A 16,360-nucleotide genomic window follows, 5' to 3' on the forward strand; every position below is an offset into this window, starting at 1 on the left:
ACCAAAATGAGTTACAGTTATCCGATTCTGACATACACCATCTTTATTCCGCTTTTGGGCGCGATTGTGCTTTTGTTTCTGGATAAGGAAAAGCATAATATCATCAGGTGGGTTTCGACTTTTTTTGCTTTTATTGCCTTTATCCTGACGATTTTTATCCTTCGCGATTTTGACTGGACCACCAGCCAGATGCAATTCATGGAATCACACACCTGGATTCCCACTATCGGCTCCAATTATCTTCTGGGCGTGGACGGCATTTCCGTTCCGATGCTTCTTTTGACCAGTCTCCTGTCGCTTATCTCGATTGTCATCAGCTTTAACATCACCAAGCGGGTCAAGGAATACTTTGTCTTTTTCCTGCTTTTGGAATGCGGTATGATAGGAGTTTTCGCGGCTCTTGATTTCTTCCTCTTCTATGTTTTCTGGGAAATAATGCTGGTCCCGATGTATTTCCTGATCGGTATCTGGGGCGGTCCCCGGCGCGAATATGCTGCTATCAAGTTTTTCCTCTATACATTATTCGGCTCCATCTTCATGCTTGTGGCGATTCTGGTTCTCTACTTCACTTCCGAACCGCATACGCTCAATATGCTTGAAATGACCCAAATCGGCCCCAGCTTCCCGCATAACATCCAGCTTTTTACATTTGCCTTCTTCTTTATCGCTTTCGCGATAAAAGTCCCCGTCTGGCCGTTTCACACCTGGTTACCCGACGCCCACGTGGAAGCTCCGACAGCCGTATCGATCATCCTTGCCGCCGTGCTCTTGAAAATGGGAACCTACGGTATGCTCCGCATCTCATGGCCGATGCTTCCCGAAGGGATACGATTTTTTGCGATACCTATCGCGATTTTGGGGGTGATCGCCATCATCTACGGCGCCTTGGTATCAATGGCGCAAAAAGATTTGAAAAGACTGGTCGCCTATTCATCCGTTTCGCACATGGGGTTTTGTATGCTATCGCTGGCGGCTTTTACATCCGTGACAGCGATGGCCGGTTGCATGTTTCAGATGGTCTCGCACGGACTCATCACCGGCGCCCTCTTCTTACTTGTAGGCGTCTTATACGACCGGGCCCACACTCGTGAAATTGCGGCCTTCGGCGGCATCGGTAAAAAACTTCCGGTGTACACTGGTATTATGGCTATGTTCGCCATGGCTTCGCTGGGACTGCCGGGCATGTCCGGATTTATCTCCGAATACATGATCTTTATCGGATCATTCCCGAGCTATCCGGTAATCGTCGGAATCGCGATTTTGGGCGTTGTCCTGACCGCCGCCTACATCCTGCGTATGGTCCAGAACATATTCCTCGGTGAATTTGACCAGGCTAAATGGGGTCATTTGACAGAAATAAATGTTCGCGAAATTCTCTGTGTCGCGCCTCTGGCGGTGCTGACACTGGCCATAGGTATTTATCCCAAACCACTGAGTGACTTGATGCGGGCCACTTTGGAAAACATTGTAACCCTGATGGCACGATAAGATGAATGTAGATTTTCCAGATATTACGCCGATGATACCGGAGCTATTCCTGTTCGTTATGGCTCTGGTAGTTTTGCTTCTCGACCTGTTTTCGAAAAAACGCTCGGTTGCGGTCCCTGCTTATACCAGTATGGTTGCTCTGGTTATCACCGGAGCATTGCTATATAAATTTCAAGGCGGTAATCTCTGGAACGGCATGTTCGTTTCCGACGGATTTTCTGTCTTCTTTAAAATTATTTTCCTGGGCTCCGCTTTCATGGCCATCGGCTCATCTTTCGGAATTGTCGGAAAGATGTCTCATCATCGGGGTGAATTTTTCTCTCTGATTTTATTCTCGACCGTCGGTATGATGTATCTGGCCTCGGCCAAAGAACTGATAATGCTCTATATTGGTCTGGAACTTACAACCATTCCGTTATTTGTCCTGGCAGCCTATCAAAAAACCAGAAAGGCTTCAGCCGAAGCCGGTTTGAAATATTTGATTATCGGCGCCGCATCTTCGGCCATCCTGCTTTACGGACTTTCTATTATCTATGGTCTGGCCGGTACAACCTATTTGAATCAGATCACGATTAATCTCTCTATTTACTGGTTGTCGCACGGCATGATCGGCCCGGCCTTCTCGGTTGCTCTGATGATGATTATGGCCGGCTTGACTTTCAAACTGGCGATTGTTCCGTTCCACATGTGGGCGCCCGATGTTTATGAAGGTGCGCCGACTCCGATTACGGCGTTTTTGTCGGTTGGCTCCAAAGCTGCCGGACTGGCCGCTATCGTCAGGATTTTCGACGGCATGCTGATCGCCTTTGCCTCTGATATGATGGCTCCCCGCGACTGGGGTAACATGATGGCCGTTCTGGCGGCGATTACCATGATTGTCGGAAACGTCATCGCCATTCGCCAGACAAACATCAAGCGCATGCTGGCTTATTCGTCAATTGCCCAGGCCGGATATATTCTTGTCGGCGTTGTTGCCGCGACTACGATGGGTGTGGCTTCGGTCAGTTTTTACATGTTCGCTTATCTTTTCGCCAACATGGGCGCTTTTGCCGTGGCCGGACTATTCGCCGAGAAAACGGGCTCTGAAAATATCAAAGATTTCGCGGGTTTGGCCCAATCCTCGCCAATGGTCTCAATGCTTATGGCGGCCTTTCTCTTGTCGCTGGCCGGTATTCCACCTCTGGCGGGATTTTTGGCAAAATATTACGTCTTTGCCGCCGCTATCGAAGCTGACTTCACGTGGCTGGTAATCCTGGCTCTGCTGACTTCGGTCATTTCGCTTTATTATTACGCCAACGTCATCCGGCTGATGTACCTGGCTCCCGAAAAGAGCCAACATCGGGTCGTGCCGTCATTTCCGGCCGGGTTAGTCCTGACTATTGCCGGAATCGGCGTTTTGATATTCGGGATTCTGCCGCAATCGATTTTGGAATTGGCCTATGACGCGGCGACCAGCTTCGCCTTTTAAAAACTTTGGCCTCTCTTGACATTCTCAGTTCGATTTGGTATTTAGAACCGCTTTTCTATGCCGATTAATATATCAGGGAAAACTTATGCCGTTAATATTAAGTAAAATCATTCCGGTCTTGAAAAAGCAGTTTTTATCCGGCCTGCTGGTAGTGGTACCGCTGATTGTCACCTTTTTTGTCCTGAGATTTTTGTTTAACACTCTCGACGGCATATTAAATCCTCTCACTCGCGATTTGCTTGGCTACGATATTCCCGGTCTGGGAGCCGTCGTAACAATCTTGATAATTCTATTGGCGGGAATCATCGCCACTAATTATATTGGGGCCAAACTGTTTTATTGGAGCGATCGCTTTCTGGTTCGGACACCACTGGTTCGAATCGTATATACGGCGGCCAAACAACTGGTGCAATCAATGGTAGCTCCCCGGGCCCGGGCTTTTTCGGAAGTCGCCTTTATCGAATATCCCCGGCGGGGGATGTTTGTTATCGGGTTGCTGGCGGGAAAAAGCGAGATTAAAATAAATGATCGCGGCGAAGAAATGAGGCTCGTTTTTGTCCCCTCAACCCCGACGCCATTTACCGGACTGGTTGTATTCGTGCCGGAGTGCGATATTCATCGAACCGATTTGGGCGTGGAAGAAGCGATGAAAATTCTGGTATCGGGCGGAATTGTCGTACCGCCGGAGATTAACATGGAAGATAATCCCAAAATCAAAGAGGTTGTCAATGCGTCTGGCGAATTTATTGAATGAAGAACTGGTAACGCATAATCTATCCGCAACAACGAAAAATGAAGCCATCATAGAACTTCTTCGAAAAATTGAAACCAAACATCCCCAATACGATTACGACGCCATCCTGAAATCTATTCTCGACCGGGAAGAAATCGAAAATACGTCCTATGGCCGTGGCATCGCCTTCCCGCACGCACGCACCGATGAAGTCGACGATATGTTCATCGCCGTCGGGGTCTCACCCGAAGGCATCATGGAAAAAACACCGGACGGCAAACCGGTTCACGTCGTCTGTCTCATGCTGACGCCGTCCAATATCGCCAAACTTTATCTCCAGGCGCTTTCGGCCTTTGCCGCCTTCGCTCGTAATCAGGAAAATATAAAAAATATCGTCAAGGCCACCTCGCCGGGAGGAGTAATCGACGCTGTCTGGGAATCTTCGGTCAGAGTCGAAAAGGAACTGACCGCCAAAGATATTATGCATCACAATATCATTACCATCAAACCGGAAGATACCCTCAAGGACGTCGCTAATTTGATGTTCCGCCACAGGCTCTCGGCCCTCGCCGTCGTCGATGATGATAATAACCTTCTCGGTTTGATAACCGACAAGGAGCTTATTCGGGCCGCCCTGCCCGATTTCAAGTCTCTTATATCCAATCTCAATTACTCGCTCGATGTTGAACCGTTCGAAGAGCTCCTCAAAAAAGAAGACAAAATTAAAGTTAAACAGCTTTATGTCAGGGATCATGAAGTCGTCACCCGCGATACGAAAATCGTCGAAGTCGCGGCCATGATGCTCTTCAAAGACCTCCGCCGGGTTTTCGTCGTCGAAGAAACCAAACTGGTCGGTATCCTCCTCCGCAAAGATATCGTCAACATGATCATCCGCGGGTGACTCGTCACTTTTTGGCTGTCGCTTAGATGACCTAAGCTATGTACCTCTGTAATCTAAGTTTTTTCCATGTGATCTGACTGTGAATGACGAAAGCTACTTTCTCGCTGTCGCATAGATGATCTGACTTTTCTGCCGAAGTAATTTGTCATGCCAGCGAAAGACCCGAAGGGGTCGTTGCTGGCATCCATGCGTAATATGCAATAGACAACAAATTTAATAATTTTCTGCGCTTCGTATGGATTCCTGCGTCCGCAGGAATGATAATTACTATATTTTGTGTAGCGACAACCCTCGGGTTGTCGTTGATCCAGTGAATAATTTATCTTGCCCTTATCATATAATCACGGTATTATTTAGGTAGGTCGAAACCTTTTGCTTTCGACAAAAAAGACCATTCATTTTGGGGTATTCAGTTGTGATGGATAGACGATCCAAGCTAGTTAGAATTTGTTGGATTACCGGTACAATCATACTAATTGTTAGTACTATTTTGATTGGGATTTCTCAATTATGTCTTGAAAATAAAATTGGGCATTATAAAGAGAAGTTAGTTTCTGCCGAAAATGATTTGAAAATTAGATTTGGCGAAAATAATGTAATCTATCGAAATGAAATCGTGAATTCAAATATAACCCTTAATACTTATCGAATACTCTATGAATCTGGAAAAAGTGAAAAATCATTAGAACCAATTTGGAATGAATTTCTTAGACAACGGAAGGTAGCATTTAAGTATTGGTATGCATTTAACACTGGAGATTTGCCTAACGACAGCATTGTTCGGAGTTGGGATTCTGCTGTGACATTTGAAGATTTAAAAGCAATTAATGATTCTATAATAAAATCAAATACTCATCAGGAACTTTTAGATAAAATAGCCAATTTAAAATCGCAGGCAGATAAATATTCTAATACTCAAAATGACATACTAATTATTGCGTTGATTATACAGGTATTTGGATTGATTCTTGTTAGCGCTTCTGACCTTTTCAGCGACAAATCGAAATCAGGTAACCAACAAGCCTAATTTGGCAGGAGTCTCCGTATTGAAATACGCTCGGCTTCTGCCCTATTTTAATTACTACATCAACCCCCTACCCCACCAACACCTTCTGCATCTGATTGTGAATCTTGCCGTTGGTGGCGAGGATACTGTTGTCATAAATCGAGTATTGGCCGCCGTGGAGGTCGGTAATGCGGCCGCCCGCTTCGGATACGATAATGATTCCCGCCGCCGTATCCCAGGCATGTAGTTTCAGTTCCCAAAAACCGTCGAATCTCCCGCAGGCGAGATAGCACAAATCGAGCGCGGCTGACCCGGCCCGGCGAATTCCCCGCGACGCCTTATACATCCGCGCGAAATTATCAAGATTATCGATATAAGTATCGGCGATATCATAAGGAAATCCGGTCGCCAGAAGCGAATGCGATAATTTGCGTTCTTCCGAAACATGAATCCGCCGCCGATTCAAAAACGCGCCCTTGCCTTTGGATGCGTAAAACAATTCATCGAGCACCGGATTATAAATCGCGCCGAGCATCATCCGGCCTTCGACTTCAAGACCAATCGACACGCAAAAAGCAGGATATCCATGCGCGAAATTAGTCGTCCCGTCGAGAGGATCGATTATCCATTTATAATCGGAATGATTGTCGCTGCCACCGCCTTCCTCAGCCAGTATCGAATGACGGGGGAAGGCTTTGCCTATTTTCCCCACGATATATTTTTCCGCTTTAAGATCGAATTGAGTGACCAGATCGACTCGACCTTTATAATGCACCCGCCTTTTGGTTTTCAATCCTTTCAAAAGGATATCTCCGGCGGCGACGGCCGTTTCTTTGGCGAATTTTAATTCTTTGCGAAAATCAGGCACTGGCTCTTACTCCATTAGCGAATTTGAATTGCGTTTGATGCAATGTATAATAAATGCCTTTCAGCCCCAAAAGTTCCCGGTGCGTGCCCATCTCGCGGAGCTGTCCCTTATGCATGACCATAATCCGGTCGGCTTTTTCAATCGTCGATAACCGGTGCGCGATAATAATCGACGTCCGGCCCCGCATCAACTGTTCCAACGCCTTCTGGATCATCCCCTCGGTTTCGGTATCCACCGAACTGGTCGCTTCATCGAGAATAAGTATTTTCGGATCATACGCCAGCGCCCTCGCGAAAGACAGAAGCTGTTTCTGACCGGTCGATAACGTCGCGCCCCGCTCCTGAACCGCGGCGGCATACTTATCGGGTTGGCGTTCGATAAAATCGGCGATGCCTACTTTTCGGGCGGCGTCGGATATCTGCGCCGGTTGAATATCATTGTTATACAAATCAATATTACGCGAAAAATCACCGGAAAAAATAAAGACATCCTGTAATACCAGGGCCATGTGCGACCGGACATATTCCGAATCCATATCTTTCAATGACACGCCGTCGAGTTTGATATCGCCTTTCTGGCAATCGTAGAATCGTAACAGCAACGAAATAATCGAAGTCTTACCGGCCCCGGTGGAACCGACAATCGCGATTTTCTCGCCCGGTTTGACAGTGAAAGATATATTATTGAGAATATATTCCGGCTCGTTGTAGGCGAAGGAGACATTATCAAAAACGATTTCACCTTTGAAATTCTCGATTATCTTCGCGCGGACAGGAGCGACCACTTCCGGTTCTTTATCAATCATCCGGAATATCCGCTCCGATGATGCCATCGACGATTGCAGGATATTATATTTTTCCGACAAATCCCTCAGCGGCCGAAAAAACCTCTCGACCAGTTGAATAAAAGCCACCAATTCCCCGAATGTCAAAAGATCGATGTTGATGCGCACCCCGCCAAAATAAATAAGCAGGACAATAGCAATAGTCTCGATAACCTCCACTGTTGGGAAAAATATAGCATAACAATAGATTGACCTGAAATGCTGCTTTTGCAGCTTCTCATTGATTTTGTCAAACTTGAAAAAGATCCGTTTTTCCTGCCCGAACAACTGAACAATCGAAATCCCGGTCAAATGTTCCTGCAGGAAAGCGTTGATTCGCGCCAGCCTTATCCGGATTTCCCGATAAATGTCCCTGACTTTGTTGCGGAAAATCGCGGTTGCGATGATCATAAACGGCAACACCAAAAACGTAATCAACGTCAACTGCCAGCTATAATAAAGCATGGCGATAACGATTCCGACCAATGTCAATATATCGCCGACGACCGCTACCACTCCCGAAGAGAACAATTCATTCAGGACGTTGACATCGTTGGTTGCCCGGGTAACCAGCCGCCCGACCGGATTTTTGTCAAAAAAGGCAAGGTGCATTTTCTGCAGATGTTTGAAAGCCTGCATTCGGATATCGTACATGACCGATTGGCCGATAACCTGCATCGAGTAGAATTGAATATACCCCGTCACGAACAGCGCAATTAAAATACCCAGGTATAATAGAGATATCCTGAGTAAACCTTCGTTATCTCCGACAGCGATATATTTATCGATGGCGATCTGGATTATAATAGGCCCCGCCAGTTGCAATGCCGTAACGACAAACAAAAGTGCCACCGACCAGAAGACTTTCATTTTATACGGTCGCAGGTAGGTCAACAACCGCCGCATCAATTTGGCGTCGTAGGCTTTCCCCAGCACTTCCTCATCGTGATATTTCTTCGCGTTCGACGCCATTTACATATTCTCCAGACTCGCTTCCATCAACTGGCGTCGATAGAGGGCTGCATAGGCGCCGTTCAGGCTTATCAATTTATCATGATTGCCTTCTTCAATGATCCGGCCGTCTTCGAGATAAATAATTTTGTCGCATTTCATCAAGCTGGAAACGCGATGCGAAATTATAATCGAAGTTCGCCCGGGAAGAACTCGCTCGAGATTTTCAAATATCTGCTGTTCGGTTTCGGTATCGACTGAACTGGTGGCATCATCGAGAATAATAATCGACGGCGATTTTAATATCGCCCGCGCCAGAGCCGCCCGTTGTTTTTGCCCGCCGGAAAGAGTGATGCCTCGCTCGCCCAGCATTGTTTCGTATTTTTCGGGAAATGATTCGACATCCTCATGCAGGGCCGCCAGTCGAGCGGTATCGGTTATTTTTTGATGTTCATACGAGTCATCGCTAAATGATATATTCGCCTCCAAGGTGTCGGAAAACAGAAATGTTTCCTGAGGGACGAATCCAATCGCGTCGCGCAGGGCCCTGATGGAAAGTTCGGTACAATCAATACCGTCAATGAAAAGCCGCCCCTTTGATACCGGATATAAACGGGGGATAAGCGATACCAGGGTGGTTTTCCCCGAACCGGTCGGGCCGGTTATCCCCAGCCTGATCCCGGCATCAATCGTAAAATTTATTTTATGTAAAACTACTTCAACGTTTTTATCTTCGGATGTCGGATAAGCGAACGATAAATCCTTAAATTCAACCTTGCCTTTAACCTCGCTGCGCTCTTTCCGTTTTTGCCCGTCATCTGAAACTAAAGGTTCGGCGTCAAGAATTTTATTAATACGCTTGAGCGAAGCCGTGCCTCTTTGATAAAGCGATATAACCCAGCCCAGAGCCATCATCGGCCAAATGAGCCAGACGAGATATCCCAAAAAAGCAACCAGGGTACCCAGTGAAAATATTCCGGCGCCGACTTCCCGTCCCCCGACGTATAAAACCAAAAGCGAAACACCTCCCGCGATGGCAAACAGAAGCGGGCGGAATAATCCGTAAATTTTCATCATGTCGAGATTCATCTCGGCATATTTACGAGATGTTTTGGCCATGCGGTCGCTTTCGGATTTTTCCCGACCGTAAGCCTTAATCACTCGCATACCGGCCAGGTTTTCCTGAACCTGCGCTGTCATGAAGGCAAAGTGATCCTGAATCGCCAAATATTTTTTATGAACCAATTGCCCCAACCGATTATATGATAACGCCAGAAGCAGAAGCGGTAAAACTGTATAAAGGGTAAGCTTGACCGAAAGTGTGACCATGAACGCAACGGCAATCACGACCGAAATAATGGTATTAAGAATATGCATAATTCCCGGACCGGTCATCATCCGAATAGCCTCGATATCGTTGGTGGCATGAGCCATCAAATCGCCGGTGCGTTTTCGATTATAATACGAGGCATCAAGACCGAGCCATTTGGTGAACATCAAATTCCGCAAATCGAATTCGGTTTTTCGGGAAGCCCAGATAATCGTCCGTCTCATGACAAAGCGAAACAATCCCGCGGCAACGGACAAACCGGCCATGTACACACATAACCTGAAAATAACATCGGTCGCCTGCTTCGATTCGATTGCCTCAAAAGCCAGCTTGATCAGGTAAGGATTTATCAGCATCAGGCCATTGGCAAAAATGGCCGCTACCCCTCCAATAACAATGTAGCGAGTATTTTTTTTAACCAGGGGTAGTAAATGTACGAATAATCCGCTTTTGTCAGCGTCCATGTCCAAAATTCAATATATTAGCGAGTAAATGAATTGCATCCACGTCAAGTTTTGAGGCCATATCCAAAAGCGGCAAACCGCAATAGATAACATGACCTTCACCAATTTTGGTAACCCGCAAATAACTGCCGAGTTCCCCGGCCGAAATAATTTCATCGCCCGCGCTGAATATGGCCGACCAGGAACGGCTCATTTCCAGAGCCGCTTCTGCCAGCCGGTTTCCTTCAATAGCATACGGCTCATTTATTAGTCTATGGCTATTATTTTTTATATCTAAGGGTACCGGGCCGACATTTTCCGAAGTAAAAATCGAAAAATCGAAAATATCATGGGGCCATCCGAATGATTGTCCCAGAATAAGAATCTCGCCCCCTTCCCGAACGAATCTCCGCAGTCTCCTTCCCGATTTTCGCAGAGCCTTCGCGTATTGTTCGCCCGCGTCCGTACCGATTATGAGCAAATCGTACGCTTCCAGAGTTGCCCTTGAAATACTATGCGGCGTAAAAACATGGCCGGAAACGTTGACCATGCGCAGAATATCTTCCAATTGTCCCGTCTTATCCGGTACAAATGCGATATCGCGAACAGGCGGCACCTCAAAACGGACGATCCGGGCATCGGCCGAAGTCGATGAAATCGTATTGCCGTTCGATACCAACCGGGCGACAATCTCTCTCTCTCCATAACCGATAGACCGGCCCGCGGCCAGATGGATATCAACCATTTGAGATGTGACGCCTTCGGGTATCACGATATCCTTTTTGTAACTGCCGACCACGATGGCGTCGGGATTGTCAATTAAAAGGCGAGCCTTTAGTTCTGACTGATATGGTTTAGTAATCAATAACTGCCAATCGAACGGTTGTGCCAGCGAAGTTATATCGCCCTCTCTGAAGGGAGATAAAATCGCGTAACCCGGCAGCCACGTCAAAGAAAGTTCCTCATCGACGTATTCATTATACGGAACAAACAATTCCATCGGCATCCCTTCAATAACTATTTCAATCGCAAAGAGATGTTCTTTGTCAGGCTGACCTTCCAGATTTATCTCCGATAGATCAACAGCGTATTCCCGATGCAATTTCTGATGAGGCGTAACGATACTCGATATTGATTCAATCTCAACCGGAGCCTGACCCGCCGGCAGGAATTTCAAATGCGAAAGTTCAATTGGTAGCGACCCCGTCAATTCCAGATCAAAAAGGAGCTTCCCGGTTTTTCCAAAAGGCGTGTTTCTCGATTGCAGATTCCCCGACCAGTTAATCCCAACCGCCTGAGCGACCGCCAGTGAAGTTTTATATCGAACTCTTTTGGCCCGGTCAGGAACCCGGGTCCTTCTCAAATTACCCGAGCCGGCGTCCAGCATTTGAACCAGACGCGAAATTTCTCCGTACGCGTTTAACAGCAGGCGCAGGCGGTCAGTCTGGCTCATGCGTTGATTATATGTTGTGCGAATAAATGACATAAACCGGCTCAACCGGTTTAACAGGTTTTTTTGCTCGGGCCCGGCGATAACCTTTTGGGCAATAATATCCGGAAGGCGGAAAACATCCATCCCAGACAAGAAATCGCCCTTAGTCTGAACGGGATTCTCTTCATCAACTTCCAGAGGATAATACCAGCGGAATCGATCCGGTTTGTATTCCAACGGGCCGTCGAGTGAAAAAGACTGATTTAGTAAAATTGCCCTGTCTTTAAGCTTGTCGTAAATTTCCGAATCATTAAATATAACTCCGCCCGACCCGCTTTTAGTTCCGCGAATGTAAATGCGTTCGAGGTGCGAAAGAGCCAGCGAGTCATCGAGAGTTTTCTGCCGCATGTCTCTCAAAAAATATGTGATAAATGCCGAATCGGCCGCCTGCGCGGCTTCGAAGATCGCCATATTCGGATAACCGTCCGCAAAGAGCGCGTCGCATACCGAATCAACCAGCATACTATCACTGTCGGCCGGAGGGTATCCTATATATGCCAGATGAAACTGTCCGTCGGAACTTGTAATCTCTTTACATCCGAAATAAGCCGACGGATGCAATATCCCGATATAAATCTCGGCGCCATATTGCTGATTAAGATAAAGCAGGGCCGACCATTGAATATAATCTGCATCAATAACCGGGCAAAAAACAGTAAGATCCGATTCAGCGGCGCGAATTTTACCCGTTAAATCATCAGCGCCCGCATTCCCCATTACAAAAATTACCAGGGAAATAAAAATCAATATCGCATTGCGAAGATTCATCAGCAGGAAAATAGCGGTTTGAAAATTTTATGTCAATTTTTGAATTTGCCGGTAAATAATTTTCACTTGCGCTAAATATCTCAATCGGTTTAGATTCTTAATCTAAAATTCATTATTGAAAGGATATGTCAATGTCTGATTTTCTATATATTTCCGCCCGGCAAATTCTCGATTCACGCGGCACCCCGACTGTTGAAGTCGATGTGATGCTCGAAGATGGTACTTTGGGCCGGGCCGCCGTTCCTTCCGGAGCCTCGACCGGGGCGCATGAGGCGGTTGAGCTTCGCGATGGCGACCAGGAAAAATATTTCGGTAAAGGCGTCACTAAGGCGATCAGCAACGTCAATAATATCATCGCTCCCGCGATCCTCGAATCCGACCTGGACCCGTTCGACCAGGTCCGTCTCGATAATTTTCTGATTCAACTCGACGACACCGAATCAAAATCAAAATTGGGCGCCAATGCCATTCTGGGCGTATCACTCGCAACCGCCAAGGCCTGCGCCGAGTCTTCCGGCAGGTTTCTCTATGAATATATTGGCGGAACCAATTGCAAATTAATGCCGGTGCCGATGATGAATATCTTAAACGGCGGAAAGCATGCCGATAACAATGTCGATTTGCAGGAATTTATGATTATGCCAGTCGGCGCGCCTTCGTTTTCCGAGGCTCTCCGCATGGGTGTGGAAGTTTTTGGTAGTCTTAAAAAAGTACTGAAAGGGATGGGATGTAACACCAGCGTTGGCGATGAAGGCGGCTTCGCTCCCGATTTGAAATCTAACGCTCAAGCCTTGGAAGTTATCACCGAAGCGGTCGAAAAATCAGGATATAAACTCGGCCAGGACATCATGTATGCTCTCGATCCGGCTTCCACCGAATTCTACGACACCGAAAAACAAAAATATATCCTGGCTTCCGAAAACCGCGAGCTTTCTTCCGAGGAAATGGTTGACTATTACGCCGGACTGGTGGATAAGTATCCGATTATATCAATCGAAGACGGCCACGCCGAAGACGACTGGGACGGCTGGAAATTGATGACGGAAAAACTGGGAAACAAAATTCAGATTGTCGGCGATGATTTGTTCGTCACCAATCCCAAACGACTGGCCCGGGGTATTGAGGAAAAATCAGCCAACTCGATTTTGATCAAACTCAATCAAATCGGAACCCTGACCGAAACTCTCGATACCATTGAACTGGCCAAAAAGGCAGGTTTCACGGCGGTTGTCTCGCATCGCTCGGGTGAAACCGAAGACGCAACCATCGCCGATGTTGTCGTCGCCACCGACGCCGGGCAGATTAAAACCGGGTCATTGTGCCGCAGTGACCGTATCGCCAAATATAATCAACTGCTGAGAATCGAAGAACTCCTCGGCGATATGGCCGAGTATCGCGGCATGGATGTATTCTATAATATTAAATAGTCTTTATGATGGCTGATAATTTAAGAAAAAATGTGACGCGCCAGCTGATAAAAAGGCTGGCCGAACACGAACATGGTTTTAAGCGCAAAACAATTCGTTTCCTTGTATGCCTGGGGGTGCTGTATCTGGCATTTCTCTTCTGTTCGGGAGATTACGGCCTCTTTCGCATCCACCGCCTCAAAGCCCAAAAGGAAAACCTCGAAAAGAAATATATGAACACACTCACCGAAGCGGCCGATTATAAGTATCGTCTGAAACGAATAAATGGCGATCCGCACTTTATCGAATGGTTGGCCCGTACCCGTTACGGATTTTCGCGCCCGGGAGAAACCATTTATCACCTGCGGGTAAAGCGCTGATACAATGGCTATTCATAAAACCGAAGGGATTATTCTCTCCAGCGCAAACTGGTCGGAATCATCGCAAACTCTGATTATCTTCACCCCCGACTGCGGAAAACTAACCCTCAATGTCAAAGGCTCGCGACAACTTAACGGAAAACGCGGACGGCCTCTCCGTTTTGCCCGCCTCGAATTTACCGGATATTTGCGGGGCGAAAAAGGCAGCGGCTATTTATCGGATGTTGAGCCGGTCGAGGTATTCCTTTTTGAAAAAGACGGGCAACTGGGACGACTGGCCTTCGCCTCAGCCGCCATTGAACTGCTCAATAATTTACTTACCGGGGGGGATCCTCAGTCTGTTTGTTACCAGATAACACTGTCTTTTTTGCGAATGACCGATACGATTGATAAAAAGCGGTTGCCGGGTCTGTTCGCCGGTTATATATTGCGCCTTGTTTCGCTATTAGGGTTTCGCCCCAACCTGACCGGATGCACTTCCTGTGGAAAGGCAGGGGACAGCCTGATCCGGGACTCGGAAGAAAGCGATGAAAAACTGATGCTTAGCATCGAGCGAGGCGGGATTGTATGCGTCGATTGCCGCTCGACATTGAAAGGAGAGAACTCCCTCATCGGCCTTGGATTCGAATTCCACAGTAAACTGGTCCGGCTGATGCAATCCTCGCTGGTGGAAGCGTCAAAAATTCCGGTCTCGCTGAAGGAACTTCAGGAATTGGTTGAGATTATAACCCTGCTTTTGAAATATCATGCCGAGTCGATGAAACAGTTGAAATCATTTGATTTTTTGGATAAACTGGCCGCGGCGGTAAAAAACTCCGGAGGATAAGTGGGTAAGAAGAAAAAAGTCAAAGATGAATTCATGGATAAGTTGGTTTCCCTCTGTAAGAGACGGGGATATATTTTCCAGTCATCCGAAATATACGGCGGCATCAACGCCTGCTGGGATTACGGGCCTTTGGGCGCCGAATTAAAACGTAACATCAAGGATTTCTGGTGGCGCGAAATGGTTCACAAACGTGACGATATCGAGGGTCTCGACGCCGCCATCCTGATGCACCCCAAAGTCTGGCATACTTCCGGCCATGTTGGAGAATTCACCGATCCTTTAGTCGATTGCAAGAGATGCAAAGCCCGCTTCCGGGCCGATGAACTGGACGCCGATACCTGTCCCAATTGCGGCGGAGAATTGACCGAACCGCGGCAATTCAATCTCATGTTCAAAACCTTCATGGGCCCGGTCGAGGATGACGCCAGTGTCGTCTATTTGCGTCCCGAAACCGCTCAGGGTATTTACGTTAATTTCCTCAATGTCCAGGGTCCCTCCCGCCAGAAGATACCGTTTGGAATCGCCCAAATCGGCAAAGCCTTTAGAAACGAAATCACGCCTGGAAATTTCATTTTCCGCACCCGCGAATTCGAGCAGATGGAAATGCAGTTTTTTGTTCATCCTTCCGAAGACGAAAAGTGGTTTGAGTACTGGCGCGAAAAACGCTGGCAATTTTACCTCGATCTGGGCATCAAAGAAGATAAACTTCGATGGCACGAACACGGCCCCGATGAACTGGCCCATTATGCCAAGGCGGCCTATGATATCGAATACGAATTTTCCTTCGGCTGGAAAGAACTGGAAGGCGTCCACAACCGCACCGATTTTGACCTGACCCGCCACAAAGAAGCAACCGGCAAAGACTTGCGTTACTGGGACGAACAGACCAAAGGCAAATATCTCCCCTATATCATCGAAACCTCCGCCGGATGCGATCGGACTCTTTTAACCTGTCTGGTTGACGCTTATGACGAAGAAGAAGTAAAAAACGAAACGCGAGTTATCCTGCGTCTGTCACCAAAAATCGCGCCTTTCAAAGCCGCCGTTTTGCCACTGGTTAAAAAAGAAGGTATGCCTGAACTGGCGCAAAAATTATATGATGATTTGCGCGGGAAATTCAAAGTCTTTTATGACGCTGGCGGAGCCGTCGGGCGACGCTACAGGAGAATGGACGAAATCGGAACACCATATTGCTTTACCGTTGACGGTCAGACACTGGAAGACGACACTGTCACTCTCCGCGACCGCGACAGCATGGAACAAACCCGGCATAAAATAGCCGAACTGCCCGATTTGCTTGAAAAAAAGATAAATTCACAGTAGCCTGTGATTTTCCTTGATTCTGAATACATCAAAATTACAAATTACTGCATTTAATTAATTATTTCCATTGACATAGTGCGATATGTTTGTTATATTAGTTTACGCTCATCTTGGGGAAGTCTGTGCCAAATATCATTATTTTCATGTCGGGGAG

The 16,360-nt window shown here is 47.1% G+C and carries 13 protein-coding genes; 9 read left to right on the forward strand and 4 right to left on the reverse strand.

The window, feature by feature from the left end; all coding sequences use genetic code 11:
* Positions 1 to 6: 6 nt before the first annotated feature.
* The 5 genes from V3V99_14560 to V3V99_14580 all read left to right on the forward strand — a co-directional run bounded on the left by V3V99_14560 (position 7) and on the right by V3V99_14580 (position 5,617).
* Entirely contained in the window at positions 7 to 1,488 is a 1,482-nt protein-coding gene (locus tag V3V99_14560; GenBank protein ID MEE9443883.1) for an NADH-quinone oxidoreductase subunit M, read from the forward strand.
* Between the two features lies 1 nt (position 1,489).
* The gene (locus tag V3V99_14565) at positions 1,490 to 2,956 is read left to right on the forward strand and encodes an NADH-quinone oxidoreductase subunit N (protein ID MEE9443884.1); all 1,467 of its coding nucleotides are present in this window, start codon (positions 1,490 to 1,492) and stop codon (positions 2,954 to 2,956) included.
* Between the two features lie 85 nt (positions 2,957 to 3,041).
* Entirely contained in the window at positions 3,042 to 3,710 is a 669-nt protein-coding gene (locus tag V3V99_14570; GenBank protein MEE9443885.1) for a DUF502 domain-containing protein, read from the forward strand.
* The gene (locus V3V99_14575; GenBank protein ID MEE9443886.1) at positions 3,685 to 4,590 is read left to right on the forward strand and encodes a PTS sugar transporter subunit IIA; all 906 of its coding nucleotides are present in this window, start codon (positions 3,685 to 3,687) and stop codon (positions 4,588 to 4,590) included. Before V3V99_14570 ends, V3V99_14575 begins: the two co-directional genes overlap by 26 nt.
* Before the next feature lie 415 nt (positions 4,591 to 5,005).
* On the forward strand, positions 5,006 to 5,617 hold the full coding sequence (locus V3V99_14580) for a hypothetical protein (GenBank protein MEE9443887.1): 612 nt from the start codon (positions 5,006 to 5,008) through the stop codon (positions 5,615 to 5,617).
* A 67-nt stretch (positions 5,618 to 5,684) separates the two neighbouring features.
* Here the strand turns inward: V3V99_14580 and V3V99_14585 are convergent, their stop codons facing one another.
* Genes V3V99_14585 through V3V99_14600 form a run of 4 tightly spaced genes read right to left on the reverse strand, consistent with a single transcriptional unit; the run spans position 5,685 to position 12,271 of the window.
* Positions 5,685 to 6,464, reverse strand: a complete 780-nt coding sequence (locus V3V99_14585; GenBank protein MEE9443888.1) for an inositol monophosphatase family protein — start codon at positions 6,462 to 6,464, stop codon at positions 5,685 to 5,687.
* Positions 6,457 to 8,259 carry an ABC transporter ATP-binding protein gene (locus V3V99_14590; GenBank protein ID MEE9443889.1) on the reverse strand — a complete coding sequence of 601 codons (1,803 nt, stop codon included), beginning with the start codon at positions 8,257 to 8,259 and terminating at the stop codon, positions 6,457 to 6,459. Before V3V99_14590 ends, V3V99_14585 begins: the two co-directional genes overlap by 8 nt.
* Complete coding sequence (locus tag V3V99_14595; GenBank protein MEE9443890.1) at positions 8,260 to 10,032, reverse strand: ABC transporter ATP-binding protein; 1,773 nt, start codon at positions 10,030 to 10,032, stop codon at positions 8,260 to 8,262.
* A complete protein-coding gene (locus V3V99_14600) occupies positions 10,022 to 12,271 on the reverse strand; it encodes a hypothetical protein (GenBank protein MEE9443891.1) in 2,250 nt (749 codons plus the stop codon). The genes V3V99_14595 and V3V99_14600 overlap by 11 nt, the downstream gene beginning before the upstream one ends.
* 131 nt (positions 12,272 to 12,402) lie before the next feature.
* Between V3V99_14600 and eno the strand changes: the two genes are divergently transcribed.
* From eno to V3V99_14620, 4 genes are read left to right on the forward strand one after another with little or no spacing between them, the layout of a single operon-like run.
* The gene (eno, locus tag V3V99_14605; GenBank protein MEE9443892.1) at positions 12,403 to 13,698 is read left to right on the forward strand and encodes a phosphopyruvate hydratase; all 1,296 of its coding nucleotides are present in this window, start codon (positions 12,403 to 12,405) and stop codon (positions 13,696 to 13,698) included.
* A 5-nt stretch (positions 13,699 to 13,703) separates the two neighbouring features.
* Complete coding sequence (locus V3V99_14610) at positions 13,704 to 14,057, forward strand: septum formation initiator family protein (GenBank protein ID MEE9443893.1); 354 nt, start codon at positions 13,704 to 13,706, stop codon at positions 14,055 to 14,057.
* A 4-nt stretch (positions 14,058 to 14,061) separates the two neighbouring features.
* Positions 14,062 to 14,883, forward strand: coding sequence for a DNA repair protein RecO (gene recO, locus V3V99_14615; GenBank protein MEE9443894.1), 822 nt, complete (start codon positions 14,062 to 14,064; stop codon positions 14,881 to 14,883).
* 33 nt (positions 14,884 to 14,916) lie between these two features.
* Entirely contained in the window at positions 14,917 to 16,206 is a 1,290-nt protein-coding gene (locus tag V3V99_14620; GenBank protein MEE9443895.1) for a glycine--tRNA ligase, read from the forward strand.
* Positions 16,207 to 16,360 lie beyond the last annotated feature (154 nt).

Source organism: Candidatus Zixiibacteriota bacterium (assembly GCA_036480375.1).
In the GTDB taxonomy this organism is placed as follows: domain Bacteria; phylum Zixibacteria; class MSB-5A5; order GN15; family JAAZOE01; genus JAZGGI01.

Excerpts from the sequence above, each read along its gene's own strand:
- recO (MEE9443894.1), top strand. The coding sequence starts at position 14,062 with ATGGCTATTCATAAAACCGAAGGGATTATTCTCTCCAGCGCAAACTGG.
- V3V99_14575 (MEE9443886.1), top strand. The coding sequence starts at position 3,685 with ATGCGTCTGGCGAATTTATTGAATGAAGAACTGGTAACGCATAATCTA.
- V3V99_14600 (MEE9443891.1), bottom strand. The coding sequence starts at position 12,271 with ATGAATCTTCGCAATGCGATATTGATTTTTATTTCCCTGGTAATTTTT.
- V3V99_14610 (MEE9443893.1), top strand. The coding sequence starts at position 13,704 with ATGATGGCTGATAATTTAAGAAAAAATGTGACGCGCCAGCTGATAAAA.
- V3V99_14560 (MEE9443883.1), top strand. The coding sequence starts at position 7 with ATGAGTTACAGTTATCCGATTCTGACATACACCATCTTTATTCCGCTT.
- V3V99_14590 (MEE9443889.1), bottom strand. The coding sequence starts at position 8,259 with ATGGCGTCGAACGCGAAGAAATATCACGATGAGGAAGTGCTGGGGAAA.
- V3V99_14620 (MEE9443895.1), top strand. The coding sequence starts at position 14,917 with ATGGATAAGTTGGTTTCCCTCTGTAAGAGACGGGGATATATTTTCCAG.
- eno (MEE9443892.1), top strand. The coding sequence starts at position 12,403 with ATGTCTGATTTTCTATATATTTCCGCCCGGCAAATTCTCGATTCACGC.
- V3V99_14595 (MEE9443890.1), bottom strand. The coding sequence starts at position 10,032 with ATGGACGCTGACAAAAGCGGATTATTCGTACATTTACTACCCCTGGTT.
- V3V99_14565 (MEE9443884.1), top strand. The coding sequence starts at position 1,490 with ATGAATGTAGATTTTCCAGATATTACGCCGATGATACCGGAGCTATTC.
- V3V99_14570 (MEE9443885.1), top strand. The coding sequence starts at position 3,042 with ATGCCGTTAATATTAAGTAAAATCATTCCGGTCTTGAAAAAGCAGTTT.